This window comes from Aminipila butyrica, from assembly GCF_010669305.1.
GTDB lineage: Bacteria > Bacillota > Clostridia > Peptostreptococcales > Anaerovoracaceae > Aminipila > Aminipila butyrica.
The window spans coordinates 2,138,832-2,165,247 of sequence record NZ_CP048649.1; the positions used below are offsets into that span (position 1 = coordinate 2,138,832).

Below are 26,416 nucleotides of genomic sequence, written 5' to 3' on the forward strand. Positions count from 1 at the left end.
CCTACTCCAATAAAAAACGACCGCATATCAGAATGCACCATTCCTTCTATGCAGCCGCCACCATTCAGCCTATTTTTACGCCTATGCGTATATATCTAGATTGAAACCAAGTTCTCCCGGTGCCACTGGCACAGGTTGAACCGTCTCCGGTATATTGGCCAGCATGTCCTCCATAACCTGGCTCTGAGAGCCCATCGCCATATTTAGTACAGACATAGACACTGCCTGCTGGAGCTGCTGAGCCTGCATACCCATATACGAAGATAAAATTCCATCCATTATCAAACACCTTCTTTACACCGCCGCCTGTCGACATCCATTAATTGCGTTGTTTTGCTCTATTCTTATATGATATACTATTTTTCACTCAAAATCAATATCTTCTATGTCACATTCTTCCAAAGGAACGGGTACAATAATGTTTCTGGCATCCTCTAAGGTTGATTCCGGCACATAAATATCGATGGGATAGGCGCTGTTTGCACCCAGCGCAATCTCTAAAAAGTTGCTGGCTCCCTGATACCGTTTTTCACACGGAATATTCTCACTGCGCAGTTTAGATTCTAGTAAGTCCGCTTCAAAACTATCCTTAGCTGTGCACAGATAAACACCGCTGCGCCACTCTTTTTTCTCTTTTTTATTCCACATCCTGCGGCCTCCTCCCCTTTATAAATCGATTATAGCCGGAATGATGATAAATTACAACAAATAAAGCAACAAATATGTGCCGAAAGTCAGGCTGTTTTCAAGCCCTGATTGGCTTCAGAAACACCGTTCTTCCTGCTCTGTCATATATTAAGTAGAGTGGGGTTTTCTTGCTTATAAATAATAAAAGCTGCCTCACAACCTATTATATATAATAAAATATACCTCAAAGGAGGGTTATGATGTTTCTAAATTCTTTCTGCCATGCCAATGGTGATTTGACATACGCACAATTACGAATATCCAATATGAACCGCCAACTTTGGATGGAGCATGTACTTTGGACCCGATTCTTCATCCTCAGCACGGCATTTGGCTTGCCGGATTTACCGTTTGTGACCCAACGACTGCTGCAAAATCCTCAAGATTTTGCCGATGCGCTCCGTCCGCTGTACGGGGAACAAACCGCTGCTCAATTTGCCAATCTCCTCACCGAACATATTATGATTGCCGGACAACTAGTCAATGCGGCCAAAGTTGGCAATAAAGCCGAGGTCGAAAGTCAGAAAAAGAAGTGGTATGCCAATGCGGAAGACATCGCCCATTTTCTAGCCTCTATTAATCCGTTTTGGAAGGAGAAGCTTTGGCAGGATCTGCTCTTTGATCACTTGCACATGACCAAGGAGGAAGCCGTACAGATTCTGACCGGTCAATATGAAGCCGGGGTTGAACAATTCGGCAGCATTCAGGCGGAGGCATTAGCAATGGCCGATTTGATGACTTGCGGGATTCTGAAGCAATCCTGTATCTAATCTTTACACATATCTTTTTTGGCCTGAAAAATCACTGTGCAGCCTTCACCTACATGTAAAAATTCCCAGTTCACCTTTAGGTGTCTGGGAATTTTAGCTTATTCTGCAATCCATTTCAAAAGATAGCCATAACCCTCTTGCTCCATAGCATCTCGAGGGATAAACCTCAGAGATGCACTATTAATGCAGTATCTCAATCCGCCGGTATTCTTCGGTCCATCATTAAATACATGACCTAAATGAACATTGCCGGTACGGCTTCGAACCTCCGTCCGGTACATGCCATGAGAAGTATCTTGCTTTTCCTGAACGACATGTGGATCGATGGGTTTTGAAAAGCTGGGCCAGCCGCAGCCGGATTCAAATTTGTCGCTGGAAGTAAAGAGCGGTTCTCCCGTCGTAATATCTACATAAATCCCCGGCTGGAATCGATCCCAGAATTCATTTTGAAAAGGCGGTTCGGTAGCACTATTTTGTGTCACTTGATACTGGGTTTCTGTCAGGTTTTTACGCAATGTATCCTGCTCTGGCATTTTATAGAGGGTCGGGTTTACAATAGCCTTTGCCGCCATTTCAAACTTTGCCCTTGGAATATGACAATAACCGCCTGGGTTTTTATCTAAGTATTTTTGATGATATTCTTCCCCCGGGGCGAAATTACTCAGCGGCTCTACTTCAATGGCAATCGGTTTGCTGTATCGTTCTTGCAGTTGTGCAATGGCTTGTTCAATCACTGGCAGGTCTTTATCCTCCACATAGTAAATCCCTGTCCGATACTGCATACCCACATCCCCGCCCTGTTGGTTAACGGAGACCGGGTTAACGGATTCAAAATATAACTCCAGTAAAAATGCTAACGGAATGATTTCGGCATCATAAACAACGTACACCGCTTCCGCATGTCCCGTATTTCCCCGGCACACTTCTTCATAGGTAGGGCATTTGGTTTTACCATTTGCATAGCCCACCTGGGTAGACAAAACCCCTGGAATAGATAACAGATATTTTTCGGTTCCCCAAAAGCAACCGCCCGCAAGATAAATTTCTGACATGATACACCTCTTTTCATAATTTATATTTCTTTTATCGCTTTCCCGTCTTTAACACAGGCATATCCGAAGAGTGCAACACGCCTTTTGAGAAAGCAAAGCATACCAAACCGGCGAAGAGCTCCCACAATGCCAGTGCTCCGCATCCAAGCAACACACTGCCTCCACCGGATAGAAAACTGATGACAAAAGCAGCAACTAGTCCGGGCAGCATGATAACAATGACGGCAATCATATAAATAACAATCAACAGCCCCGCACTGATATCCGCTCCCGTAAATCGCAGAGAAAGATAGTTGATGCCTAAAAGCAAAAATGAGAATAATGTGTAGACGGCAATAGCGGTTAAAATCAGTAGAAACGATGCCTTCATGATAAAACCCGCAATGCAGAAAACAAAAATACTTTCCACCAAAACTTTAAACATAATCTCCAGATTGCTCCAGACAATTTTACGGAAAGAGCTATCTGGAATCAAATAGATATAATGCATATAAAGCTCTTTCAAGCCTCGGCCTGTTCCAATCAGAAAAATCTGCATCCACATCAGCACCTGTAGGAGCGTGATCAATCCGCCTCCCTCGCCTCGCAGAAAAAGAGCAAACAAGGCTGCACCAAGTACGGAGAAAACGGACGACAGCCCCCAAAGACCAAATCGATTTGCGCGGAAAGACTCCCGTAAATGCTTATAAAAGATCGTGCTTGCGCCAAAGCCACTGATTCCTGTTTTGGACACCTTCACTTTTCTCGTGGAGGAAGCTTCCGTATTAATCTGCCCTTCAGAGACGACACGCTTTTTCTCAAAGGCTGTTTCCGTAGCAACTAGTACATCTTCGTAATAGTCTGGATTGCTCAAAGCAATATACAAAATCAGCAAGGCACCTGCAACCACCATCAGTCCGAAAAATAATAGCCCGTTTCCCACCTGACCAGAGATCAGTGAAATAGCCCCCTCTGATGCCCAGCCTGCCACCGGCGTCCAAGAAGCAACTGGCGAAAGCAATGTGTTATGAAGAGCCAAAATCAACTTGCCCGTTCTTAAAAACTGCATGCCAAAGTACACGATTAATGGAAGAAAGACCAGCACAGAAATCACCTTCACCAGGAGTTTTCGCCCAGGCTTGCCATTTGTTAAGCTGTAAATTAAAAGCGATAGAATTTGCAACAGGCAAACCGCCAGGATGAATCCCAGCAGCAAAATCAGCACCGATTGAAAACCAATGCCAAAGCTGCTACTTAAAGAATTGCTTTGAAAGAGGATAAAAAAGCCTGCCCAAAACGCCATCTTTGCCATGCGGACAATTCCATACATCAAAATCAAACGAGGACTGACCGGGGAGACAAAGAGTAAATTAACATCACTCATATCAAAGATGACGTCACCATTTGACAACCCTTTTTGTATAGCTAGAACGACAAAAAACATAACAAGTAAGAAAAGAATCCCTTTTAGCCAGAAGATATCAAGGGCATTCCCTCCACTTTCACGGGTAAACGTAGAAAGGACAAGCATCCCGCCAAGCATGGCGATGACAAAGATCCATAGAATCAGCTTCGCCGGTTTTCGCAAAAGCTCCAGAAAGTTATTTTTTACATTCCTTATCAGCAGGAAAAAAAGACTGCTCATCTTGCATCCTCCCTGCCGTTTCCTTCCGTAATGGCAAAATAAACATCCTCCAGGCTTTGGTCTGCATCCAGTTCTCCCCGGCGGCAAACCCGTTCGATTCGGCCTTTAACCATAATATAGGTCACATCCCAGTTGTCTTTCATACTTTCAATCATATGGGTGCTGACCAGCAATGCGCAGCCGCTGTCCCGCAGCTCCGAAATCACCTCTTTCAGTTCACGAATCCCATGGGGATCAAGGCCCACAAGGGGTTCATCCATAATGATGGCCTTCGGCTGAGGAAGAAGGGCGCAGCACACACTTAACTTCTGCTGCATGCCCTTTGACAGCTCTTTGCCTAATTTCTTTTTTTTATCATCCAACTCAAATCGCCGGAGCAATTCTTCCCCCCTGTCCTCCCAGGTGCTTAACCGATATGCTTTCGCGATAAATTCCAAATGCTCCGCCACCGTCAGCATCGGGTAGAGCACCGGGAACTCCGGCACATAGCCCAAAAGCTGCTTTGCCGCAGTGGAATGGTTTTCCTGGCTGTCGATGGTGACAGAGCCATCAAAGCGCAGGAGGCCGCAGATTGATTTAATTAGAGTCGACTTCCCAGCCCCATTTGGCCCAAGAAGCACGGCTACCTCGCCTGCGCCTACCGACAGGTTAATGCCATCGGTGGCGACAAACTTGCCATATTTTTTTGTCATGTCTTTAACGTCAATCATAAAATCTCCCTTATTAAACAGAAAAATATTTTTCTCTATCGTTTAGTATTATATTTATCATTATAATATATCAAAAAAAGTATCTTTAGACAAGCAAGCAGAGGCATAAGCAAAAGAGCTGCACCCAAGCCAGCTTTTAATCGCTTTATGAGGGCAGCTCTTCTTACATCCAATTTTATTATTTCTCATTTAGATAGATTGTGTTTAAATCCAGCCAATAATAGATGTGGTCTTCGACTGGATCCACATTAATTTGTACGGTATTAAAGACAAGCAGCACCGTAATCTCTTCATTTTCAAGGACCAGGCTCATATCGTCCAGTGCTGCTTCTCTGGTATCTGATTGCTGGCCTGGAGGGAACTTGGCGGTTATTTTATCAATATAACTGCTCATGTCATCTTCCAGAATAACTTGATCATTTAATTTAATGCTCAAGAAAGGCAGGCTGTCCTTCGAATCAACTTTCCACTGAATCGTATAAGCTCCTTTCTCTCCTGCAACTCTTGCCTCTTCTCCCTGTAAGTGAATCCCCCATTTGTAATTACTGATATCTACTGCATCTGCTTTTAAATATAAGGAGGTGCCAAAATACCCTCCGGTCCCGTCCTCCTGGTCCGGCCACACCGGTTCAAACCCAAAGGAAGTTTCAAAGATATCCTGTTCATCTAGATTGTTATTGAACCAGGTCGGCCGCTTGCCATCTTCCGTGCTGGCAAGGTAATAAACGGCATCGGTTATCCCTTCCCGCACAGACTTTTCAGGCTCCTGCTTTGCAGGCACCAACTTGCTGTTCTCAAGCATGCCTTGGCTGGTAAGCAGTTTTTCCAGCCGGTTCACTTGAGCTGTTACAGGCAAACTATGATACCCCACCAAAGGCAAGACGGAAAAAGCCGTTATGACACAGATGAAAAGCGCAATCAGAGAATGGGATCTAGCTCGTAAGAAGAGGAGCAGAAGTGCCGCCAGGACAGCAACAACCCAAATGAGCATAAACCAATATTCTGTAACTTTCAGTCCATATTTTCCTAATTGAACAAAAAATGCTGCAGCTTCAAAAACAAGGATAATCAGGGCTGCAAAAGGATAGTACCGCCGATAAAATCCAGCGATCCCCGACTGGTGATGAGTGACCATTACATGAAGCCATAAACCAATGGCAGAATAAGCCGTTGCAATGCCTGCAAGCTGATTAAATGACGGCCACGTACCGGTTAAAATAGTCCGCCCAGACCACAAGAAAAGGACCACCGTCAGGGCGAATAAGATTGGAATAAGAATATAGCTCAGCAACGCTTCAATAAAACGCGGTTGTTTCTGTGCCACTTCACGATGGGAATCCACAACTCCTTTATGGAAATCTGGAAAATATCCCAGAAAAATTGTAAAGGCTAGGAATCCAGCTATAGTCCCTATATACATGTACACTTTTCCACTCATATCATGATAGAGAAGCGCTTCTACTGCACCGGCAACCCCTGAGCCACCAGCCATAATCACCCCACCGTAAATCAAAGCAATAAACAGTGCTTTATGAGTCATGAAAAAGGACCGTGAGAAATCAGACTGCTCTTTTGGATAGCCAGCCATGATAATAAAAACGATAAAGCTAATTAATATGGCAGCATTAACGCGAGCTGCCGCTAAGCTGGAAATAGCTGTGTACCGTGCAGACACAGCCCCTTCTCCAAAAAAGTATAACAATAAGAAGGTTATCAATACTACGGCAGCACTGAGAATGTTTGTAATCAAAAATGCCGACTTATGAAAACGAGTTTGGGCGATGGTTATAGCTGCTAGGCTGAACACCGCACCCAAGGCAAAGGCCCAATGCAGGCAGTTAAACAAAAAGTTATAGGGTTCTTGCTGGGGCCAATTTAGTTGGATTCGAATCATGGTTACAACCGCAAACGCCAGAGCGCTTAAAATAGCACCGGGAAAGGCGATAAAAGCTCTGACCACCCCTTGAAAAAGATTCATCATGGATCGAGTAAAAAAATGCATCCGTTACACCACCTTTCAAATAGAATGTCTTATTCTATTTATAACCGTTATTTTAGCTTATACGCACTATTTTCCATGTTTTGTGAAAATAGGTTTATCTTAAATCAGCAACACAGATATATCATCCGTGCTGCTGATTTAGATCTAGGCTTAAAGCCTCTTTATAAATTGTATTTTTCTTCAAGTTGCTGTAACATCTGAAGATATTTTTTTTGCGTCCCTTTTGCTCCTTCTTCCTGCTCAAAGGAATCACATTCCTTGTCAATCTGAGCCAAGGTCTCCCGTGGCAACTCTCGTTTTGCAAAGGTATAGGCGGCATTATCTTCTTTGTCAATATGCCTTGTTAGAAGGTGAGTATAGGAAATAGCATTGGCAATCACATCTAGTTTCGCCTCCGGATCTCCTGATTTAGCTCTTTCAAGAGCTTCTTTCAAGTCCATCATATACAATCTTCCTAAATCGTGTTCCACAAGCATTCCATACTTGACTAATTTTTCTGCCGCACCGCCAATTTCATCAATCATGCGATTAAATAAGAACTTTTCTTCTTTTCCGTGGTGGTGATTATCTGCATAGTTCTTTACAAAATCCGTCATCTGTGCAAAATCTTCATAATTGATTTCTTGGCCATCTAAAACAGTTAAGCACGCTTTTCGTATTACGGCCAACATTCTTTTTATGTTGCCGTGTTCCTCAATCATGAGAGCGATTCCATCCATATCATTACACCCTTCTTATAGTGTTCATACCATCTGATGCTCTTGCGTAGCTGTAATCCGTTGCCATTACACTTAAAAACCCCTGAATCCAGCTATCTCTAAAGTTATAAAAGTTGTTAACTTCACCACCGCTTTGCTGCCAGTGCTCCTTATGAAGGCATCTGGTTGTCTTCCAAGAAAAAGCATCTTCTGTATTTGCAATAATTTCATGAACATGGTCGCAAGGCATACCTTCCAGCATGTGATCAAATATGAGTGTATACAAATCCTGTGGCGTGTATTCTCCAAGCTCCAGTTCTTTTGCCGCGAGAACCCCGTTCTGATAGAAAATGGCGGAAATTTCCTCTATTGTAATGGCCTCGTTTTTTAATAGCTCCGTGACAATAAAGGCAAGTCTCTTCTCTACACTGTATATCCGCTCTTGCAGCCAGCCATGAATATTAGAATGATTAATCTGATCTTCTAAAGAACCTGTAACCGGTTCACCGTACTTCTCCTGGCTTGCAGCCAAAAGGTCCTCACAAGAATACCCTTTCGCTGTTGCAGCTTTCGCGATCGCATCAATCAACGTTTCGTGCAGTAAAACTTTATCATACAGCCAGAAATGAATCTTTCCTAAAAATGCACTCATATCATTCGACTCCTTATTTTGCTGCTTTATTCAACGCTTCAAGCAATGAATTAATGTCCATGCCATGGACGTGACAAGCATCTTTAATGCTTTCCGCCTGGGACGACGGGCACCCTACACAGCCCATGCCGTGTGCCATTAAAACACTTACTGCTTCCGGATAATTTCTAACTAAATCACCAATAATCATATCTTCTGTTATTTTCATACTCTTTTTCTCCTTATTTTTTTATTCTTATTATGCGCTGTTCTGTATTTTATATTTAAATAATAACATAAACTGGGCAATCTGTTTGTTGTATATACAACGAATTTTAAAAAATTAAAAATATTCTAGTCTGCTAGTCCTTATTTCAAAGCTTACATTCCCCCTATCCAACAAATTATTACACCGATAATTTGCATTTTTTCCTTGCATATTTATGCCTATACCCTTTAAACTATAGCTTGGGAGCTGCTTGACAAGCCTGTTGTCCTATGCTATTCTATTTTAACAAGTTAGCATCGGCTAACAATTGCCAAAATAAAGCATTCTACAATCAATTCTTTATAATTGAAAGGTTGATGTGGCAGCATAAAAGAAAGGATTATAGTATGAGTAATACACATAAAGGTTGTTGCTGCCATGGCAGCGGCGATACAAATCATGAAGACCAGCATAGCTGCGGCGGATGCCATGGTGGTCACCACCAAACAGAAATCCAAGTATCTGATGAAGAAATTGAATTTTTAAAAGAATTAGCACAGACTCCTTACTTACCCTTAGCTCGATTTGTACTGAAGAGCAGCAAATCCAGTCATTTGGAATCCGTGGCATTAGCGCCAGTTTATCTCCATGATATAGATGATTCCATGGAAACCGTGAAGAGCATGGCAGCAGTTTTAGAAGCACTTGAATCCAAGGGCCTTATCACATTGGATTATGAAGAGCCATTAGAAAACGGCAATTACGAGGATTATTCAGGCTCGTCCTTATACGCTTACTTTAAAGAAACTGTAGCTCAAGCCCAAGGCAATGATGATTTTTTATTTGACATTCCCAACTTGGAGTTTGGCAGTATTGCTTTGACCTACCTCGGACAGGCTGCTGTTGAAAGTTTAGATGAACAAGAAGATTTGCTGAATTAGCTATAGAAATACACCATGTAAACCATGGTGTATTTTTTTGCCCTTGGTACTATACGTCTCCCTTCGGAATACGGATTGTAAAGCTGCTGCCTCCACTGGCATCACTCTCAGCAGAAACCGTTCCGGCATGAGCAGCAATGATAGACTTGACAATAGTAAGTCCAATTCCCGCCCCACCCAACTTACGGTTTCGAGATTTATCTGTCCGATAGAATCGCTCAAACACCAGCGGCAGTTCCTGTTCTGGAATGCCTATGCCGGTATCCGTTACCTTCACCACACCGCAGTCTGATTGATCTAGAACCTCAACAGTTACACTGCCGCCTTCTGGTGTATATTTAATAGCATTGGACAATAAGTTGGTGACAACCTGATGCATCCGGGCTTTATCGGCATAAACGACGGAGACCACACCGCTCACCCTTAGAGATAGTTTCTTTTTTTCTGCCTCTGCCTTCATATTCTCCATCACGATGCCGACGACTTCCAATAAATCCATTTTCGTCTTGTCCAACAGCAAGTTTTCATCTTCGATTTTTGCCAGCCGCTCCAAATCGGCCACCAAAGTGCCAAGGCGTTTCACTTCATCATGACAGCTTTTCAGCCTTTCAGGCGTAGCTTCCCAAAGACCTTCAATCATCGCTTCCAAGTGAGAGCCTACAGCAGTCAGGGGTGTGCGTAATTCATGGGCCATATCTGTGGTTAAACGCTTTCGCAAGTTTTCCTGTTTGCTTAAAGCTTCTGCCATATGATTGATTGCGGTGACAAGTTCATTCAGTTCCTGGGTTTTTGTTGCCTGCTCAAAGCGTATTTCATAGTTCCCCTCTGCAATTTGCTTTGCGATATATGCAGTTCGAGTAACCGGCCGAGCAATCCGCCGGGCCAACAGGAAACCCACAAAGACAGAGGCTACGCCAGCCAGAACAGAGGCAACCACAAGCACGGTATTCATGGTCTTCAGAAAGGAAAAATCATGTTCACTTAAAAAGTAAGGGCCGTAATAGGTCACGGAAACATTCCCAACCTTTTGTTCTTCTTGAAAAATAGCATAAGTATGGGTGATAAAGCTCCCCTGCTCTCCGCGGTTTTCCATGCGGGTAGAAACTTCATCCATCACTTTTCCGCAAAGGCTCATATCATGGTTTTCGGCATCCCATATGACCGTCCCCTCCTCATCAGAAACCTTTAAAATATAACCATCATAGAGGGAATACATGCCGATAATATGCACATAGTCCAAATTCCAGCTCTTTTTTAAAGGATCATACTGTCTTCCAAGGTCAACGGAAATGTTCTCACTGCGTATATGCTCCTGTTCCTGAATATATTTAACAAATTCGTGGCTGATAAACCAGTTAGAGGAAAGTCCAATCAGGGCAATGGTCATCAGCAGAATCAGCAAAATAGACAGGGCTAGCTGAGTCTTTAAGCGGTGAATCACCTTATTCACCTCCGAACTTGTACCCGCGTCCGGGGATGGTAAGTACATAAACTGGACTCTTCGGGTCGTCTTCTATTTTTTTGCGGATATTCTTCACATGACTGTCAATAGCTCGGTCATACCCGTCAAAATCTGCACCAAGGGCAAGGGTAATAAGTTCCTCCCTGGTAAACACCTTGCCCGGATGCTTTATCAGCGTGGATAGAATCTTCAACTCACTGGCGGTCAAGGAAAGGGCAACGCCTTTTTTACGTACTTCATCCGTCTCAAAGTCGACCATCAAATCTCCATCCCGCCAGGAATTCCGCACCGCCAATGGTTTCAACTCCCCGGATGCACGACGAAGCACCGATTCCACTCGTGCATATAATTCCTTCAAGCCAAAAGGCTTTGTAATATAATCATCCGCACCAAGGGTCAGACCTTCTACCACATTCTCCTCATCGACCTTGGCTGTCAGCATAATAATAGGGACTCTTGACTTTCTGCGCATGGCTGCGCACACCTCTTCACCAGACATCCCCGGCATCATTAAATCTAACAGCACAAGAGATATATTTTCCTGATTAAAGATTTCCAGTGCCTTTTCCCCGTTTTCTGCGGAAAACACACGAAAGCCACGGCTTTCCAACAAGGCAGAAACAACTTCTACAATCTTTGGTTCATCATCTACTACCAGTATATTTTTATCAGCTTTTATCATACCTCTGCACCTCACCTCCCCTTATTTTATACGCAAAAGTCAGGAACCGCAAGCGTACAGTTCCTGACCTTTCACGTTAGGCTACATCGTAGCCTTGATCTTCGATCTCCGCCTTAATTTTATCCAAGGGGCTTTGTTCTGGATTATGCTCTACGGTGACCGTTCCTGCCTTTAAGTCCACGGCCACACTGCCAATTCCCGGCAGACCATTAACTGCTGTGGTAACAGCTTTAACACAATGTTCACAGGACATGCCCTCTACCTTAATAACTGTTTTTTCCATAATATATACCTCCAATTTTCATTGTTTTAATGACTGATTCTAGATTTGACTACTTGAGGTCAAAAGGTTTTAAGAACTTCCACACCTGTACAGGCTTTCCATCCTCCTCCACTTCAACCTGTGCGTATTTCCAGCCTTGGACCTTTTCAGGATCAACCCCTGCGGCCAGGAGTGGTTCCGGATTGAGAACAAATACAATGTCTTTGTCTTGATTAGACTTGTCAAATGTATTGGTGCTCATATCCTTCGCCCATTCAAACATGTTACCATCACCCAACTTAACCCCATAGTGGTCAAGGGATGCATGGTAGCCGATGGCATCTCGGTATTTGCCCACCAATTGCTCATAAGCGGCCAATGGCGTAACACTACCGTCATAAGTCAGTTCATCAGCTCCTAACTTTCTCCCCACCATCAGCATGGTCCCATCTCCAGATTCGGTTTCATAGACGTTGTAATTATCCGGCAGCTTTTTAGGGTCCAGGCCTGCATCCAGGAACGGCTGTGCATCTAGCTCCAGCATAACATCATGCATAGGGGACTGACTGTAATCCTCGCTCCAAATGAAGCGCACTGATTCATCCGGGGCAACTAGGGACCATCCCCCATTCATTTCATCAGCAGAAACCGCCTCTGGAACAGTCTTTAAGACCTCATCAAAGGTCGTAATGGATTCTTTACCCACCACATCCAGGGATTTTATTTCCCCTGCGCAGGCCGTAAGGGTCAGGGCCACCACCTGCATAACAGCCACCGCCGCAATCAATTTAATCTTCTTTTTCATCATTCTACGATGTCCTTTCTTAGCGTGTTGCCTTAAATCTTTTCAGCCGCAAAGCGTTTGTCAGTACGGACACAGAGCTCAAGCTCATGGCTGCTGCTGCAAAGATGGGGTTTAGCAATGGGCCGCCGAATAGATGGAGAAGTCCGGCTGCAATGGGAATACCCACTACGTTATATCCGAAAGCCCAGAAAAGGTTCTGCTTGATATTACGAATAGTTTGTTTGCTGAGGTGGATAGCCGTAGGAACATCCATCAAATCGGAACGCATGAGGACAATGTCTGCACTCTCCATGGCGACATCTGTACCTGAACCAATGGCAATACCAATATCGGCCTGTGCCAATGCCGGAGCATCGTTGATGCCGTCTCCCACCATGGCGACTTTTTTGCCCTCTGCTTGCAGTGTTTTAACCTGGTTAGATTTATCCTGAGGAAGAACCTCTGCTAAAACTCGGTCAATGCCGACTTCCTTGGCAATAGCAGCGGCGGTCTTTTTGTTGTCTCCCGTAATCATGGCCACCTCAATGCCCATCTTGTGCAGACTCTCAATAGCCGCCTTGCTGGATGCCTTAACGACGTCCGCCACCGCCACGATTCCCGCCAGCTGACCATCGAGGGCCACATACATCGGTGTTTTTCCCTCTTCTGCTAACTGGTCGCTCTGCTGCTCCATGCCTTCCAGGGAAATGCTCCGTTCATCCATCAATTTGCGATTGCCTGCCAGAACAGTCTGGTTAAGAATTTGTGCCTGAATGCCGCGGCCGGTAATGGATTCAAAGGACTGAACCTGGAGCACCTCTAAACTTTTATCTTGTGCTCCTTTGACAATGGCCTGCCCAAGAGGGTGCTCGGAACTCTTTTCTGCTGAAGCTGTAATTTGCAGAAGCGTATCAGCAAGAATGCCACCTGTAGTCAGCACATCCGTCACCGTGGGTTTGCCCTCCGTGATGGTACCCGTCTTGTCAAATACGATGGTCTTAATCTGATGGGCTGTTTCCAAGGCTTCGCCGCCCTTAATGAGAATACCATTCTCGGCTCCCTTGCCTGTGCCCACCATAATGGCTGTCGGGGTTGCCAGGCCCAGTGCACAAGGGCAGGCGATAACCAGAACCGAAATGAAAATGGTCAGTGCAAATTTAAGATCACCGCCCGTTTGGAAGTACCAGGCAATCCCTGCAATCAAGGCAATAACGCAGACAATTGGCACAAACACACCAGAAACCTTGTCAGCCATGGCTGCAATAGGAGCCTTGCTGCCCTGAGCATCCTCCACGAGCTTGATAATCTGTGCCAGAGCCGTCTCCGCACCGACCTTATCTGCCCGGAACTGTAAAGTCCCTGTCGTATTAATGGTTGCAGCATAAACCACGCTGCCCTCTTTTTTATCTACCGGCATACTCTCTCCGGTCAGCATCGATTCGTCGACGGCGGTATGTCCGTTGATGACCGTTCCATCCACCGGAATTTTTGCTCCAGGCTTTACGACGATAATATCCCCAATTTCTACTTCCTCAATAGGAATTTCTTTCTCTTTTCCATCCTGTATAACCAGGGCAGTTTTAGGGGCAAGCCCCATCAGCTTCTTGATAGCCTCACTGGTTTTGCCTTTGGATACAGCCTCCAGAGACTTACCCAACAGAATCAACGTGATAATCACACCCGCTGTTTCAAAGTAGAGGGATTCCACCGCGTGGAAGTTTCCCTGGGCAATTTGCCATGTATTATATATACTGTACAGTACAGCAGCACTGGTGCCGATGGCAATCAGCGAATCCATATTCGGGCTGCCTCGGAACAAAGACTTAAACCCGATGGTGTAGAACTTGTAACCCACCGCCAGCACGGGAAGCGTTAAACAAATTTCTATTAACCCATAGATCAATGGATAGTTCATCGGATCCAACCCAGGCGGATAGGGTAGTCGAATGCCGTATTGTGTCAGCATGGGTACCATGGCGATGTAGAAAAGCGGCACCGTAAACACCGCCGAAACGATAAACTTGGTCCATAGGGTCCTGATTTCTTTTTGCTTGCGCACCTTATCTTCATCGGCAGCATTTGCCTTGTTGATTTCCAAGACCTGATAACCCGTCTTTTCAATGGTTTCCCGTATAGTTGACAATCGCAGAATCTGAGGAGTATAAACCACTGTTGCCTTTTCTGTGGCAAAATTTACCGACACACTGGTCACTCCTTCTAATTTTTTTATGCCCTTTTCTACCCGTTGGGCACAGGCCGCACAGGTCATTCCGCCAATAGGGATGGTCACACTGCTGTCATCACTTTTTTCCACCACCTCGTAGCCAATTTTGGCTACAGCAGCTTTAATAGCCGGAAGTTCCACAGTCTGGTCATCGTACTCCACAAACAGTTTTTCACTAGCTAAATTCACATTTGCCTGTGCTATGCCGGAAATCTTCCTCACGGTCTTTTCAATCCGTTGAGCACAAGCCGCACAAGTCATGCCACGTATGCTAAGTACTTGATTTTCCATATTTAATCACCTCGTTTCATTGTGCTAAACTACTCATTTTATTCAATAGCTCTGTTTCCAGTTTTCAAACGCTGTTTTAGATTCAGAGAGGAAGTCGTAAGAAATGGTAATGGTATCATCCGTAGTCGTTTTATTTTCGTCAAAGATTGGCCATGGATTACAGCCTCGTGACTGAACTTCTACCTGATCAGTACTAAAACGATTACCGCAGTTCTGGCAAACCAAGGTATCCCCTTCCTGCTTATAGTATCCCCTGCCGGAGCCATAGCATACCTCGCAGGTATTGAACGCTGTGCGGATTGTCCCGTCTGCGGCTTTTACTGCCAGAACTTCCATGGCCGTGTCATCAATCTTCAACGGATAGAACGTGGCCGTTTCAGTAATATCGGCAGTCTGAATGGTAAGACTTTCGCCTGTTTTAATCTCCTGGGCGTTATCCTCTTGGGCGGCATCTGACTCAATCTGAACTCGTTCCGCCTCTCCCGCCTCATCATTACCGCCTCCGCCGCTTGCCCCAGCTCCACATCCTGCCAGCACAAGCACCAAGGACATCATCATAGCAGCTGTGACAAAGAATTTTTTAAAGTCTCTCTTTTTCTGTATTTTTCGTAATTTCATCTTATTCTCCTTTAATCTAATCGTTTTTACGTTCCCCTTTATCCCTCATGAAAAACATAGCTGCCGCAATGCCGGCGATTGGCAAAATGCAGTGCCAATGGCTGATTAAAAACCCCATACATATATCCTCCTCTTAATTCTTGTTTCTATTCGGCTTCATTCACCGATTACATCTGCATCCATCTGCTGAGGTGCCTTTTCAATTACGGTAATATTTCCGCGAATCATCCCCATCCAGCAGCTATAGCCAACCGTTCCTGTCTTAGTCGGCGTAAATTCGATAATATTTTCTCCGGTCTGAAAAGAATGTTCCACGCCATAATCCTGAATGAACATGCGGTTGTTACAACCGTTGATGCTGCCCTTTGGCGCATCAATTACCCATTTTACAGGTAAGCCTTCTTGAACCGTGATGTTAGGATAACGGCCGGAAGCAAGGGTGCTGTGAACAATCTGAACACCGTTTTCTATGGTAACACTGTTTTCAGCCGCATCCGTTGTTTGGTCTTGACTGTTAGCAAACAAAGCTGGAAAAGAGAAGCCCGACAGGCTGAATCCTTGTGACAGCATCGCCAGCCCAAGCAATACCACCAGCACCGCTCCCACGGTCATCACTTTGCTGGTGAACTTCTTTCCCAAGGCTGAAACAATGGAACCTAGACCAAGCATCAGCGGTACGGTCCCCAAACTGAACAAGAACATGGACAGCGCACCCGCAAAAGGATTGCCTGAAGCCAAGGCCACAATTTGCATGGATTGAAGCGGACCGCAAGGCATTAAGCCATTGAGAAGCCCCACAATAAGCGGACTTTTGCTGCGAATCTTTCCTTCCTGTACCTTGCGTGCAAAGACTTGCGGCATTCGAGGCGTAAATCTTCGCAGCCATGGAAACAGCCCCAGCATATTGATTCCCATGATGACCATGAAGACACCGGCCACCAGCTTCAGGATTCCTTGCAGAACGGTCGGCAAACCTGCACCGGTTCCGCCGCCAATCAGCAAGCCTACAAAACCTAATATAAAACCGATGACGGTATAAGAAATCACCCGCCCAAGGTTATACAAAAATGCCGGGATAAAGGTAGCTATAGCCCCTTGCCCTCCAGCTCCTCCTTGACTGCGTGGAATGCACTGAGACAAATTAATACCTCCGCACATGGCCACACAGTGAACGGAGGTGACCAAACCAATGATAAACAACATGCCATAGCCCATGCCAGTATCCGCCAGCTGACTAGGTACCAGGAGATTTAAAATCCCAAACTGTTCTAGCAGCCAGTAACAAGATGCAATGATGAGCAGAAATCCGACTGTACGACGAGAATCGGCTGAGGAACGCTCATCCCTTGTCAGAACCTTATAGTCTAGTTTTTCAATAGCGGCAACAATCGTTTTCAGGGAAATAAGATCAACATCATATGTTACATCAGCCGTTCCTGTGCTGTAACTGACCTTTGCAGCCGTAACACCTGCTATATTACGCAACTTCCGTTCTATTTTATTTTGGCAGTTTATACAGGTCATCCCACCAATACGCAGCTTCTTTGTCTTTTTGCCCGTTCCCATATGGCGGCATCCTCCTTTTATTTGTTGTATGCCCCGATTCTATCAGGGAGATGTGTAGATTTTATGTATATAGACACTTTAAAGAAATAAATACAACAAAAAAATGGCTCCGTTTAAACGAAACCATTTAAAAAGTTCATTTCTGTTACTGTGCGCTAATCGTATCGGCAATGGACATGCTGCGAATGCGTTTTGCGGGGCCTCGTATGGCTAAGATGACAGATAAGATGACGATAGCCGTTATAATAATCATTTCCGCAATCGGCGGCCGCCAGGACTCCCCCCAGTGAAAGGTTATCAGCTTCATATACAAAAACTTGTTCAGCATTAATCCCACCATCCCGCCGCAGATACTTCCTGTAACTGCATAGGTTAACGCTTCAGCAATAATCATTCTTATCAGCTGACGATTGCTCAGACCAATGGCACGAAATATACCAAATTCTTTCATCCGAGAGGAAACGCTCATCCCAATGCTGTTTACAATATTGAATATGGTAATTAAAGCAATCAAGACCATAAACCCATAGATAAAGAATCCAAAAGCATAATAGGAGCCGATTACACTGCGATTTCCTAACCGTGCATCAGAAAAGGTAACCCCTGTACCGACGAGTTGATGAATTTCATCCACCTCTGCTTCCGTTGCGTGTTTCGATAGCTGCACATCCATAATTGTATAATCTGTTTGGCCGGTCAGCTGTCGAAAAGTATTTTCAGAACAGATAATCGTGCCGACGCCGGGAGCACTATTAAAGGGACTGGATGAGAGCAACCCGGCGATGTTAATATTGGATGAGTCCTGCCCGATTCGTAGCGCGACCACATCCCCAATCTGTGCCATATTTTGCTGATTGAAGACCATTAGACCAGTATTGTTCTCCTGCTGAACGGCCTTTACTGAACCTCCTAACAAATAATCCTTTGCCCACTGAAATTGGTACTTTTCATAAGAAATTAAGTCAATCCTTTTCTCTTCACCATTTATAGTAGCTGGTATATTATAAGCAAACATACGCCCATATACTCGTTTGACCGACGGGTTCTCTGCCAAATTTGCCAGCAAATCGTTGCTGATAAAGCCACTATTGTCTGTGCTGACAATGGATAAATCCGGTGTCCAGGGTTTTAAAGGTGTAAGGGTATGGTGCATAAAATCAATGGTAACCGAAAAGGAGAGAAAGAGAACAATACTCAATGAAAAGGAACCGACCATCAAGATAAAATTCTTCTTACTCACTTTCGCATGATGAAAACCCAGAGACGTATCTATTTTAAAATGTGCTGTATCGGCGGCTTTGCCCACCGGTTTTAAAGAGTTGGCATTGCCTGATACAGCTGCTAAGGGTGAAACACTGGCGGCTCTCTTAGCCGGGGAACGCGCAGCAAGAAGAACAGTAAAAAGCCCTATGCCGATACCCGCTAGAATACTTGGCAAACTTATGCCAAAGGCAGGCATTCCAATAAAGTACGCTGGGCTGAGATACCGCAGCATCGCGCATAGCACCCAAATCACCAAAACCCCCATGCCAATACCCAAGGGGATAGCAAATTTACACCAACCAAGAGCTTCCTTGTGGACCAACCGCATCACCTGCTTTGGAGTAGCACCGAGGCAACGCATCATACCGAAAAATTCTGTACGCCGGGCGACATTGCTGTTCAAACTGCTGGCAATCATCATCACGCCAGCCAATAAAACCAGCGAAAATAAAACCGCAGCTGAGCCATATATTTGCAACATGAACACGTCGCCACTTTGGCCAAGTAAACCAAGCAGCTCTGTGTTTTCTGAAACTTGTTTATCTGAAAGTTCAAGCTGAGACTTCAGATCACGGATGGTCTCTTGGATGGGCGCCTGAGCAGAAAATTGTATATAATAAAGGCTGTTATAGTCAGCTGGTTGACCATTGGTGACTCCGGGATAAATAGAACGAAATTCCTTCGTCGTTAAAAAAATACCATATGAATCCTCTTTCATTATCTTTGAAAAATTATTTGAAAACCCAGAGATTATAAACTCAAGCTTTGATCCCTCCGGAGTATCTACTAAAATCGAATCTCCGATTTGCAGCCCCAGGGCGGTCTTTGCATTTTCGGTTATCACGGCCTCCTGATCTTTTTGAGGGAAGGCTCCCTCCTGAATAACATCTGTTTGCATGTCTGTAATCCAGCTTTCTTCACTGCCACAGATAGCCACCTCTTTGCCGGATAAGGTATATCCCTGATCCCCTCTAAAATTAAGAACGCCATACCAGGAAGAAGCTGTTACCTCTGGACGTACAGAAATTATTTTTGCTTGTTCTTCGCTTATATCCCGAACTGCTATATGCCAGTCACCATATTCCATACGTGCCTGCATAATTTGACTGCGGATAAACATATCGGCCATGCCGAAAATAGCTGTAACTAGAAATACAGCTAAAACAATGCAAAATACAGACATTCTATTTTGTCTTTGATGGACTTTAGCTGAAATAGGGACCAAATCAAGATAACTTTTCATTCTCTTTGCCTCCTAAATCGGTCAGTATACCATCAGAAACCCGCAGCACACGATCTACAGCAGCAGTCAAATTATTATTATGTGTAATCATTAGAATGGACTGCTGGTAGTGGCGTGACGCATTGACCAGTAAGTCGATTACATCTTGGCTGTTTTTACTGTCCAGATTTCCGGTGGGCTCGTCAGCCAGTATTAATTTGGGTCTGGTGATAAGGGCCCGTCCAATAGCAACACGCTGTTGCTGTCCACCAGATAATTGGCTTGGCAAGTGATGACGGCGTTCTTTCAGCCCTAAGACCTCTAAAATCTCATTTACAGCCGAGGGCTCTGGCTTGCGGTAATCCAGAAGGATTGGAAACATAATATTCTGCTCAACCGTCAGTTCTGTCACCAACTGAAAAGACTGAAATACAAAACCAATATTACGTCGCCTGAAAATGGTCCGCTGCTCTTCCTTCATGGAAAAAAGGTCATTCCCGTCGATATAAATGCTGCCAGCCGTAGGGGGCTCTAGGGCTCCGATGCAATTTAACAAGGTGCTTTTGCCAGAACCCGATTCACCAACTACCGCTGCAAATTCCCCTTGTTCCAATGTAAAAGAAACATCCTTTAGGGCCTGAACCGATGTTTCTCCTTTTCCGTAAGTTTTGGATATATGCTGTACTGTTAAGATTTTCATATGTCAAGTACCTCCTTTTCTTAAAAGGATAACCGGCCTACCTTACAATCAGGTGAATAACAGCTTACATTTCTGTAAGGAAAGAAAGAGTAAAGACGGTGCCCTCATGCAAGGTGCTTTGAACCGAAAGTGTACCGTTCTGCCCTTCAACAATAGATTTTGTCAGAGATAATCCCAGACCTGCGCCCTGGGTATCCAGTGATTTTTTACTGCGGTAAAAACGCTTAAAAATATGATGTAAATCCTCTGGCGCAATGCCCGTACCATTATCAGATATGATCAGGCGAATCATTGCCGGGGTTCGCTTCCAAGTAATATGGATTTTTCCACCTGGGACGGTATGATCTAAGGCATTTTTTACAATATTGCCAACAGCTTCGCTTGTCCATTGCCAATCGCAGAGGATTGTTTCTTCTGGTGCTTGGTCGACTATAATTTCTTTTCCTTCCCTGGCCGCCCGTGTTGTTAATTCACAAATTCCTTGGGCAACTAATTCTGATATGCAGCAGCTTTCCTTTTCAAAGACAATGCTGCCAGCATCTAAACGGGTGATTTTCAGCAGGGCTTGAATGAGTTCTTCCATACGCTTTAAGGCCAAGCCCGTTTTTTGAGCATATGCGCTCACGGTTTCAAGCTGGTCTGGTTCCGCGGAAATGATTTCATGGTACATCATAAGTGCCGCAAGAGGTGTTTTCAGCTGATGAGATATATCTGAAATGGTATTTTTCAAAAACTCTTTAGCTTTATGTTCCGTTTCATTTTTTGACTGCAATATGGTTGCAAGCTGGTCTACCGAAGCAAAGAGACAATAGATTGTCCCTTCGTTTCTTTGGGGCAAGTGGTAAGAAAAATCTCCTTCTGTAAAGCGGGTAATAACTTTTAACCCTTGTTGATAAAGCTGATCTCTTTTCCATAAGAACAAATATGTTCCGCCGAAAAGAAATAGGGTCAGGCCTGCTCCTACAAGCATCATCATATACCTGGATACTTGTTGAAATTCCGCAATAAAAGGGAGAAACCTGATGGCGGTATCTTCGGTTACACCGATATAAACAAGCAAATCCTCTCCTTCTTGGTTACTGACTGTATTTGTAACAGCTTTGGCAATCACCTCTTTGGAAACGCCCTGCTCTAACAGAGACGTTGCAATAGCTCGATCATGGGATAAGAATAAATTTTTCACTTCCTCTTCTTGCACAAGGTTTAATCCTATCCCAGAGAAGAACGTCAACAACATAAACAAAAGAAGAAAAAGTCCAAAAAACTTTATTTGTTTGTCACGAAACAGTCTCATAGCGATACCTCATTCCATTGATAACCGAACCCCCGAACCGTTATCAAATGCTCCGGGTGAGAGGGATCTACTTCAATTTTTTCACGGAGCCGTCGCACATAAACAGAAAGCGTATTGTCGTCTACAAAGTCCCCTGTGCTATCCCATAGCTCATTCAAAATGCTGCTGCGAGTTATCACCCGCTGAACATTATTGACGAGTAAGCAGATAAGACGATATTCTGCACTCGTTAAATCTAAGGTTCTTCCTCTCAATACCACTCGACTTGCCAACAAATCAATGGCAATATCACCACACGCTATAACCGAGTTCTTATTTTGCTTGACCGCACCGGTTCGGCGCAGCAATGCGCGAATCCGGGAGCACAATTCACCTAATTTAAACGGCTTTGTGATGTAATCATCGCCGCCGCTGTCTAATCCTCTGATAATATGAACCTCTTCATCGGAAGCCGTTAAAAATATAATGGGTATCTGCTGATCCTGTTTTCTAACCTTTTCGCAGACTTCAAAGCCTGTCCCATCTGGTAAAGTCACATCAAGAAGCAGTAAGTCATAGGCGCTAATATTTGACAGATGGCTCTCTGCTTCTTGTACTGTGCGAACCAGTTCAACATCAAAACCATTTCGCGTTAACGCGTATTTTAAACCATCCACTAAACTGATATCATCTTCTAAAAGTAAAATTTTATTTCTCACGGTGCCTTTTCCCCTTTCGCAGATCCGTCTTTTCTACACTCTCTGACTTCCCATCAGTCAAAAGCCTGCTGTACGAGTCTATAAACAAGCAGTTGTGCTCTTCCACCCGGTATCATACTACTATTATATACGCAAAAACCAATAGGAACAACCAGCGGGCTTTTAGATATCTATAGGTAATATAGGATTACAATACTGCTGTAACATGGGTTGGACAAACCCATATGAGGATAATATTAACAAAATTTATAACCTTGCTTTTCTTTTAGTAACGTGGTATACTATACCTATTGCAAAAGGAACTAACTATTTATTGACGCGTGCTATTTAATGAATTGATTAAGATATTGTGGACTACTCTTGTGATTTTACGGCAAGAGTTTTTTATTGTTTATTAAAGGCATCAGAAGGAGACGTAATGAGAACTGCACTTGGTTTATTAAATGAAATCACTGGACTAGGATATGATCAGCACAAGACTTTGATATATATTGATAAGAAGTTAGATAAAGTATTGGGTATAGAAGAACGTAAACCACTGGCAAATGAAACGTTATCCGACGCCATTTATGACGATATACTAGTCACCTTCGTGGAACAAAATGGATTAAAATGATGCTTACGGATTGGTATTATCTTTCTTGCAATAATAATTAAGAGAGAAAGAGGGATTAGAATGAAAGATCAAAAAAACACGGAATTTGTGCTTACAGCAGAAGTCATCGATGAATGCTTAAAGCTGATATAAATTCTATGGGGATTTGTAAAAACAAAGAAAACCTTACAGTTTGAATGCTGTAAGGTTTTTCTTTTTAGCTTGATCAAGTTAAAGGTTTCATTTTGATGCAGGATTGAGGTATAATAAATTATATAAAGATATTAATGACAGATTTCGCATCAATTCGGATGGCACAAAAGGAAAACACGTTTTAACAGAATATAGGGGGATTAATTTATGAAGTGTCCTTATTGTAACAATGAAATGGAACAGGGCTTATTGCAGGGAATGCGTCGAATTGCTTGGGTAAAAAAACAGCACAAACTATCTTTGCTCCCTGAGCAAGATGAAATTATGTTGGAGAATAATTCATTCAGTGACTTCACCCTTTCCGCCTCTATTTGTAAGAAATGTAAAAAGATTGTTGTGGATTATGGAGATAAAGACATTCAAGAAGGGTAATTTATGGAGCATTATAAATCCTGGGCAGGACTCAAAAAACAATTAAGCGAAAACTTGTGTGACGCGTTGAAAGACCGAGTCACCTATTTTCTCACTCGCTATCATGATGTACACAATTCTTATGGCCGAGCAGCGATTCTGCTGGATGGAAAAGAATTAGTCTGTTTTTCGTGGATCGAAATGTATTATCAGGAGAAAGATATTTCACCTTTATATGACGAAAACCCCAATGCGGTATACGAAGAATTAGTTGCAAAAATGAAGCCAAAATGGGATGTCAATTGCACTTATTGTGAAATGGATTTCTTAGAAGCGGTACTTCAGTTTCGCAATCTGCCGATTCAAGCAGCTCTTGAATCAGAAAACTATATTATAAAAGTCTTGGCGATTATGGACCGGCGCGTGGGGAAAAGAACACGATTACAACTTCGAACAGATGCAACATATCTGACTTTTCCTGATTGGGTACGTCAATTTTATGAATTGCGTTTAGGCCAAGTAGATTAAAGGTTCAAGCAAAATTAAAAGATGTGAATATTGGAGAAAATAATGTAATGATGAAGGAGATTTATAAATGAATAAGATTACTTGTATCTGCCTCGGTGTGAGAGACATGGAAAAAGCCCTTTATTTTTATAGGGACAAGTTAGGCTTCCAGACAGAGGAAAAAGACAATAATCCCGGTGTTGTATTCTTTAATACACCTGGCACAAAGTTTGAACTTTATCCTTTAGGCTTATTGGCAGAAGATATTAGCAAGGAAGCACCGCCTGCTATTTCCAGCGGATTTGGTGGCATCACATTAGCTTATAATGTGGAGCACAAGGAAGACGTGAATAAGGTCATTGAATTGGCCAGAAATGCCGGAGCTAAAATTGTCAAAGAACCCCAGGAAGTTTTTTGGGGTGGATATCATGCCTATTTTTCTGATTTGGACGGCTATTATTGGGAAGTTGCTTGGGGACCTGATTTTAAATTTGATACCAACGGCATGTTGGTACTTTAACAAAAGGGAGAAGCAGGAAAGAGAAAAAGATGATTATTAAAGAAATTACACAGCCCTCTGACGATATAATAAACAACTTATTTGACCTTTGGGCGTGTTCAGTACGTGCTACCCATTTATTCCTTTCCGAAAATGACTTGCAGCAAATTTCTGAGTATATTCCCAATGCTTTGCTGCAAGTTCCTCATTTAATTGTTATTCAAAACACAGATGGCAAATTTCTCGGATTCATGGGCATCGCTGATACAAAATTAGAAATGCTGTTTATCTCTCCCGAGGCAAGAGGCCGGGGAGCAGGAAAGCAGCTGGTAACCTATGGCATCGAAAACTATTCTGTTAACGAAGTTTGCGTGAATGAGCAAAATCCACAAGCAGTTGGCTTTTATAGACACTTGGGCTTTGTCGTGTACAAACGCACCGAACGGGATGAACAAGGCAATCCCTTCCCTTTGCTGTTCATGAATTATAGCTATACCCGGAAGGTTTGCTTGTGATGTGCTCCACTTCTCCAATACATGATAAGAACAATCACAAAGGAAGCTGTCTGTGCAATTGAAATACGGAGGACCTGCCATTCGTCGACACCTGACAGGGTCACGACATGAAGAAGGTTAATAACTGTATTATTAAAAAAGTGATCAGCCATAGGCATCCATAAAGAACCGGTGATTTTAGTCAGCAAACAGAATTTTGCGCCAGTGATACCCGTTGTCACAATCAGCATGAGTATAGACATCACTGCTCCCATGGGACTAATTTGTCCGTCCAGTAGATTTCGTACAGGTGCAATCACGTGCCAAAAGCCAAAAAGAACGGAGGACAGAAGAACTGCCTTAAGAAAGGCATATTTAGTTTCCAACAACTTTATAAACAAGCCTCGAAATACCCCCTCTTCCATCATCACATTGATTATATTTCCGATGATACAAAAAGCAAAAAACATAAGACCGGCTTGTTGTCCAATATTGCCGCCCACGGCATAGCTTGTCACATATAGCTGCAAGGTCGGTTGATTTCCTTTTGAAAACTGTAAAAGATACTCGACTGCATAAGCCATCCCAAACACGAAGCAGCCTAGCATCAAACCATAGAAGATATTTCTTAGGACTGATTTGCCGGAAAAACCGATGTCTGCTGGTCTTAGCGAAAAATACCGCATTGCCCAAAACAACACGGCAATCCCGGCCAATTTATGTACAAAGGCTTCACCAAAAAAGCTTTGATCCGTTCGAAGACCCATGTACTCTATGATTCGGAATAAAGCACATATTACATAAATTATCATTATGGCTTTCATTGGGTTAAGACGTCTATTTTCTATCATACTAATTTCCTTATAATACTGTTATAGGATGGCTTGATATATTCTTGAGCTTTCACCCCAAGGATGATATCCCTGTCCTATATAATCAAAGCCATACTGTTCATAGTAACCAACATGATCCGTACAAAGATACAAATGAGAAAATCCATTTTTCTTTGTATCTGCTTTAATGTGGTCTATGAGCAATGATCCATGAGAACGTCCTCGATACTCCGGCTCAACATATAGTGCACATAACCACGGATATAAATCCATTCTACTGATAAAATCATTTGTGATCAGCCCGGCACAGCCTATGATGGTTTGTCCATCACAAAGCAAATACCACTGGGGCAATGGCGAAGTTGCTTGAAGGCAGCTTTCTATGCAATCTTCATAAACTTTTTCACTATCTTCTGTTGCCCAATGCTTTTTAAAATATTCTATAGCCTCTTTGGCATAATGAGGCTGTTGTCTTACTGAGATAATATTCATATCATTCTCCTTCATCGGCAAGTCCATCTATATGTTGTACGTT

Annotated in this window: 29 protein-coding genes; 7 read left to right on the forward strand and 22 right to left on the reverse strand. The window is 43.5% G+C overall.

Annotation, left to right across the window (positions count from 1 at the left end):
* Window positions 1-81 precede the first annotated feature (81 nt).
* Both Ami103574_RS10130 and Ami103574_RS10135 read right to left on the reverse strand, forming a co-directional pair.
* Window positions 82-279, reverse strand: coding sequence for a YjfB family protein (locus Ami103574_RS10130; protein WP_163066902.1), 198 nt, complete (start codon window positions 277-279; stop codon window positions 82-84).
* A gap of 84 nt (window positions 280-363) precedes the next feature.
* Complete coding sequence (locus Ami103574_RS10135; protein WP_163066903.1) at window positions 364-648, reverse strand: putative signal transducing protein; 285 nt, start codon at window positions 646-648, stop codon at window positions 364-366.
* Between the two features lie 236 nt (window positions 649-884).
* On the opposite strand from Ami103574_RS10135, the gene Ami103574_RS10140 reads away from it, so the two are divergent.
* Window positions 885-1,457, forward strand: a complete 573-nt coding sequence (locus Ami103574_RS10140) for an acetylglutamate kinase (protein WP_246213125.1) — start codon at window positions 885-887, stop codon at window positions 1,455-1,457.
* Window positions 1,458-1,555: 98 nt separating this feature from the next.
* Here the strand turns inward: Ami103574_RS10140 and msrB are convergent, their stop codons facing one another.
* From msrB to Ami103574_RS10175, 7 genes are all read right to left on the reverse strand, one after another.
* Window positions 1,556-2,509 carry a peptide-methionine (R)-S-oxide reductase MsrB gene (msrB, locus tag Ami103574_RS10145; RefSeq protein WP_163066904.1) on the reverse strand — a complete coding sequence of 318 codons (954 nt, stop codon included), beginning with the start codon at window positions 2,507-2,509 and terminating at the stop codon, window positions 1,556-1,558.
* 31 nt (window positions 2,510-2,540) lie between these two features.
* Entirely contained in the window at window positions 2,541-4,133 is a 1,593-nt protein-coding gene (locus tag Ami103574_RS10150) for a putative ABC exporter domain-containing protein (RefSeq protein ID WP_163066905.1), read from the reverse strand.
* Window positions 4,130-4,843, reverse strand: a complete 714-nt coding sequence (locus Ami103574_RS10155; RefSeq protein ID WP_163066906.1) for an ABC transporter ATP-binding protein — start codon at window positions 4,841-4,843, stop codon at window positions 4,130-4,132. The genes Ami103574_RS10150 and Ami103574_RS10155 overlap by 4 nt, the downstream gene beginning before the upstream one ends.
* 178 nt (window positions 4,844-5,021) lie before the next feature.
* Window positions 5,022-6,845 (reverse strand): DUF4153 domain-containing protein, encoded by a 1,824-nt coding sequence (locus Ami103574_RS10160; RefSeq protein WP_163066907.1) that lies wholly within the window; start codon window positions 6,843-6,845, stop codon window positions 5,022-5,024.
* Window positions 6,846-7,006: 161 nt separating this feature from the next.
* Window positions 7,007-7,564, reverse strand: coding sequence for a hemerythrin domain-containing protein (locus Ami103574_RS10165; protein ID WP_163066908.1), 558 nt, complete (start codon window positions 7,562-7,564; stop codon window positions 7,007-7,009).
* 4 nt (window positions 7,565-7,568) lie between these two features.
* Window positions 7,569-8,195, reverse strand: coding sequence for a hypothetical protein (locus Ami103574_RS10170; RefSeq protein WP_163066909.1), 627 nt, complete (start codon window positions 8,193-8,195; stop codon window positions 7,569-7,571).
* Between the two features lie 13 nt (window positions 8,196-8,208).
* Window positions 8,209-8,403: a DUF1858 domain-containing protein gene (locus Ami103574_RS10175; protein ID WP_163066910.1), complete on the reverse strand. Its 195-nt coding sequence runs from the start codon at window positions 8,401-8,403 to the stop codon at window positions 8,209-8,211.
* Between the two features lie 386 nt (window positions 8,404-8,789).
* Here Ami103574_RS10175 and Ami103574_RS10180 point away from each other — a divergent pair, with 386 nt between their 5' ends.
* A complete protein-coding gene (locus tag Ami103574_RS10180; protein WP_163066911.1) occupies window positions 8,790-9,323 on the forward strand; it encodes an Abi-alpha family protein in 534 nt (177 codons plus the stop codon).
* Between the two features lie 49 nt (window positions 9,324-9,372).
* Here Ami103574_RS10180 and Ami103574_RS10185 read toward each other — a convergent pair whose 3' ends face one another.
* The 11 genes from Ami103574_RS10185 to Ami103574_RS10235 all read right to left on the reverse strand — a co-directional run bounded on the left by Ami103574_RS10185 (window position 9,373) and on the right by Ami103574_RS10235 (window position 22,389).
* The gene (locus tag Ami103574_RS10185; RefSeq protein WP_163066912.1) at window positions 9,373-10,812 is read right to left on the reverse strand and encodes a sensor histidine kinase; all 1,440 of its coding nucleotides are present in this window, start codon (window positions 10,810-10,812) and stop codon (window positions 9,373-9,375) included.
* Window positions 10,766-11,467 carry a response regulator transcription factor gene (locus Ami103574_RS10190; protein WP_163066913.1) on the reverse strand — a complete coding sequence of 234 codons (702 nt, stop codon included), beginning with the start codon at window positions 11,465-11,467 and terminating at the stop codon, window positions 10,766-10,768. Before Ami103574_RS10190 ends, Ami103574_RS10185 begins: the two co-directional genes overlap by 47 nt.
* Before the next feature lie 76 nt (window positions 11,468-11,543).
* Window positions 11,544-11,750 (reverse strand): copper chaperone CopZ, encoded by a 207-nt coding sequence (gene copZ, locus Ami103574_RS10195; protein WP_163066914.1) that lies wholly within the window; start codon window positions 11,748-11,750, stop codon window positions 11,544-11,546.
* Between the two features lie 49 nt (window positions 11,751-11,799).
* Complete coding sequence (locus tag Ami103574_RS10200; protein WP_246213126.1) at window positions 11,800-12,537, reverse strand: hypothetical protein; 738 nt, start codon at window positions 12,535-12,537, stop codon at window positions 11,800-11,802.
* A gap of 16 nt (window positions 12,538-12,553) precedes the next feature.
* Window positions 12,554-15,028: a heavy metal translocating P-type ATPase gene (locus tag Ami103574_RS10205; protein WP_163066915.1), complete on the reverse strand. Its 2,475-nt coding sequence runs from the start codon at window positions 15,026-15,028 to the stop codon at window positions 12,554-12,556.
* Window positions 15,029-15,070: 42 nt separating this feature from the next.
* Window positions 15,071-15,646: a DUF2318 domain-containing protein gene (locus Ami103574_RS10210; protein ID WP_246213127.1), complete on the reverse strand. Its 576-nt coding sequence runs from the start codon at window positions 15,644-15,646 to the stop codon at window positions 15,071-15,073.
* 156 nt (window positions 15,647-15,802) lie between these two features.
* A complete protein-coding gene (locus Ami103574_RS10215; protein ID WP_163066916.1) occupies window positions 15,803-17,212 on the reverse strand; it encodes an urease accessory protein UreH domain-containing protein in 1,410 nt (469 codons plus the stop codon).
* Window positions 17,213-17,357: 145 nt separating this feature from the next.
* Window positions 17,358-19,718 (reverse strand): ABC transporter permease, encoded by a 2,361-nt coding sequence (locus Ami103574_RS10220; RefSeq protein WP_163066917.1) that lies wholly within the window; start codon window positions 19,716-19,718, stop codon window positions 17,358-17,360.
* A complete protein-coding gene (locus Ami103574_RS10225; RefSeq protein ID WP_163066918.1) occupies window positions 19,702-20,397 on the reverse strand; it encodes an ABC transporter ATP-binding protein in 696 nt (231 codons plus the stop codon). The genes Ami103574_RS10220 and Ami103574_RS10225 overlap by 17 nt, the downstream gene beginning before the upstream one ends.
* Window positions 20,398-20,461: 64 nt before the next feature.
* Window positions 20,462-21,691 carry a sensor histidine kinase gene (locus Ami103574_RS10230; RefSeq protein ID WP_163066919.1) on the reverse strand — a complete coding sequence of 410 codons (1,230 nt, stop codon included), beginning with the start codon at window positions 21,689-21,691 and terminating at the stop codon, window positions 20,462-20,464.
* The gene (locus Ami103574_RS10235) at window positions 21,688-22,389 is read right to left on the reverse strand and encodes a response regulator transcription factor (protein WP_163066920.1); all 702 of its coding nucleotides are present in this window, start codon (window positions 22,387-22,389) and stop codon (window positions 21,688-21,690) included. Before Ami103574_RS10235 ends, Ami103574_RS10230 begins: the two co-directional genes overlap by 4 nt.
* Window positions 22,390-22,807: 418 nt before the next feature.
* Here Ami103574_RS10235 and Ami103574_RS10240 point away from each other — a divergent pair, with 418 nt between their 5' ends.
* The 5 genes from Ami103574_RS10240 (at window position 22,808) to Ami103574_RS10260 (ending at window position 25,069) form a co-directional block, all read left to right on the forward strand.
* Complete coding sequence (locus tag Ami103574_RS10240) at window positions 22,808-23,005, forward strand: hypothetical protein (RefSeq protein WP_163066921.1); 198 nt, start codon at window positions 22,808-22,810, stop codon at window positions 23,003-23,005.
* A gap of 339 nt (window positions 23,006-23,344) precedes the next feature.
* Window positions 23,345-23,569, forward strand: coding sequence for a PF20097 family protein (locus tag Ami103574_RS10245; RefSeq protein WP_163066922.1), 225 nt, complete (start codon window positions 23,345-23,347; stop codon window positions 23,567-23,569).
* Window positions 23,570-23,572: 3 nt separating this feature from the next.
* A complete protein-coding gene (locus Ami103574_RS10250) occupies window positions 23,573-24,076 on the forward strand; it encodes an SF0329 family protein (RefSeq protein ID WP_163066923.1) in 504 nt (167 codons plus the stop codon).
* A 67-nt stretch (window positions 24,077-24,143) separates the two neighbouring features.
* On the forward strand, window positions 24,144-24,575 hold the full coding sequence (locus Ami103574_RS10255) for a VOC family protein (RefSeq protein WP_163066924.1): 432 nt from the start codon (window positions 24,144-24,146) through the stop codon (window positions 24,573-24,575).
* Between the two features lie 29 nt (window positions 24,576-24,604).
* On the forward strand, window positions 24,605-25,069 hold the full coding sequence (locus tag Ami103574_RS10260; RefSeq protein ID WP_163066925.1) for a GNAT family N-acetyltransferase: 465 nt from the start codon (window positions 24,605-24,607) through the stop codon (window positions 25,067-25,069).
* Here Ami103574_RS10260 and Ami103574_RS10265 read toward each other — a convergent pair.
* On the reverse strand, window positions 25,045-25,899 hold the full coding sequence (locus Ami103574_RS10265; protein ID WP_163066926.1) for a CPBP family intramembrane glutamic endopeptidase: 855 nt from the start codon (window positions 25,897-25,899) through the stop codon (window positions 25,045-25,047). The two genes, Ami103574_RS10260 and Ami103574_RS10265, sit on opposite strands and share 25 nt — an antisense overlap.
* Window positions 25,900-25,920: 21 nt before the next feature.
* Complete coding sequence (locus tag Ami103574_RS10270) at window positions 25,921-26,373, reverse strand: GNAT family N-acetyltransferase (protein WP_163066927.1); 453 nt, start codon at window positions 26,371-26,373, stop codon at window positions 25,921-25,923.
* Window positions 26,374-26,416 lie beyond the last annotated feature (43 nt).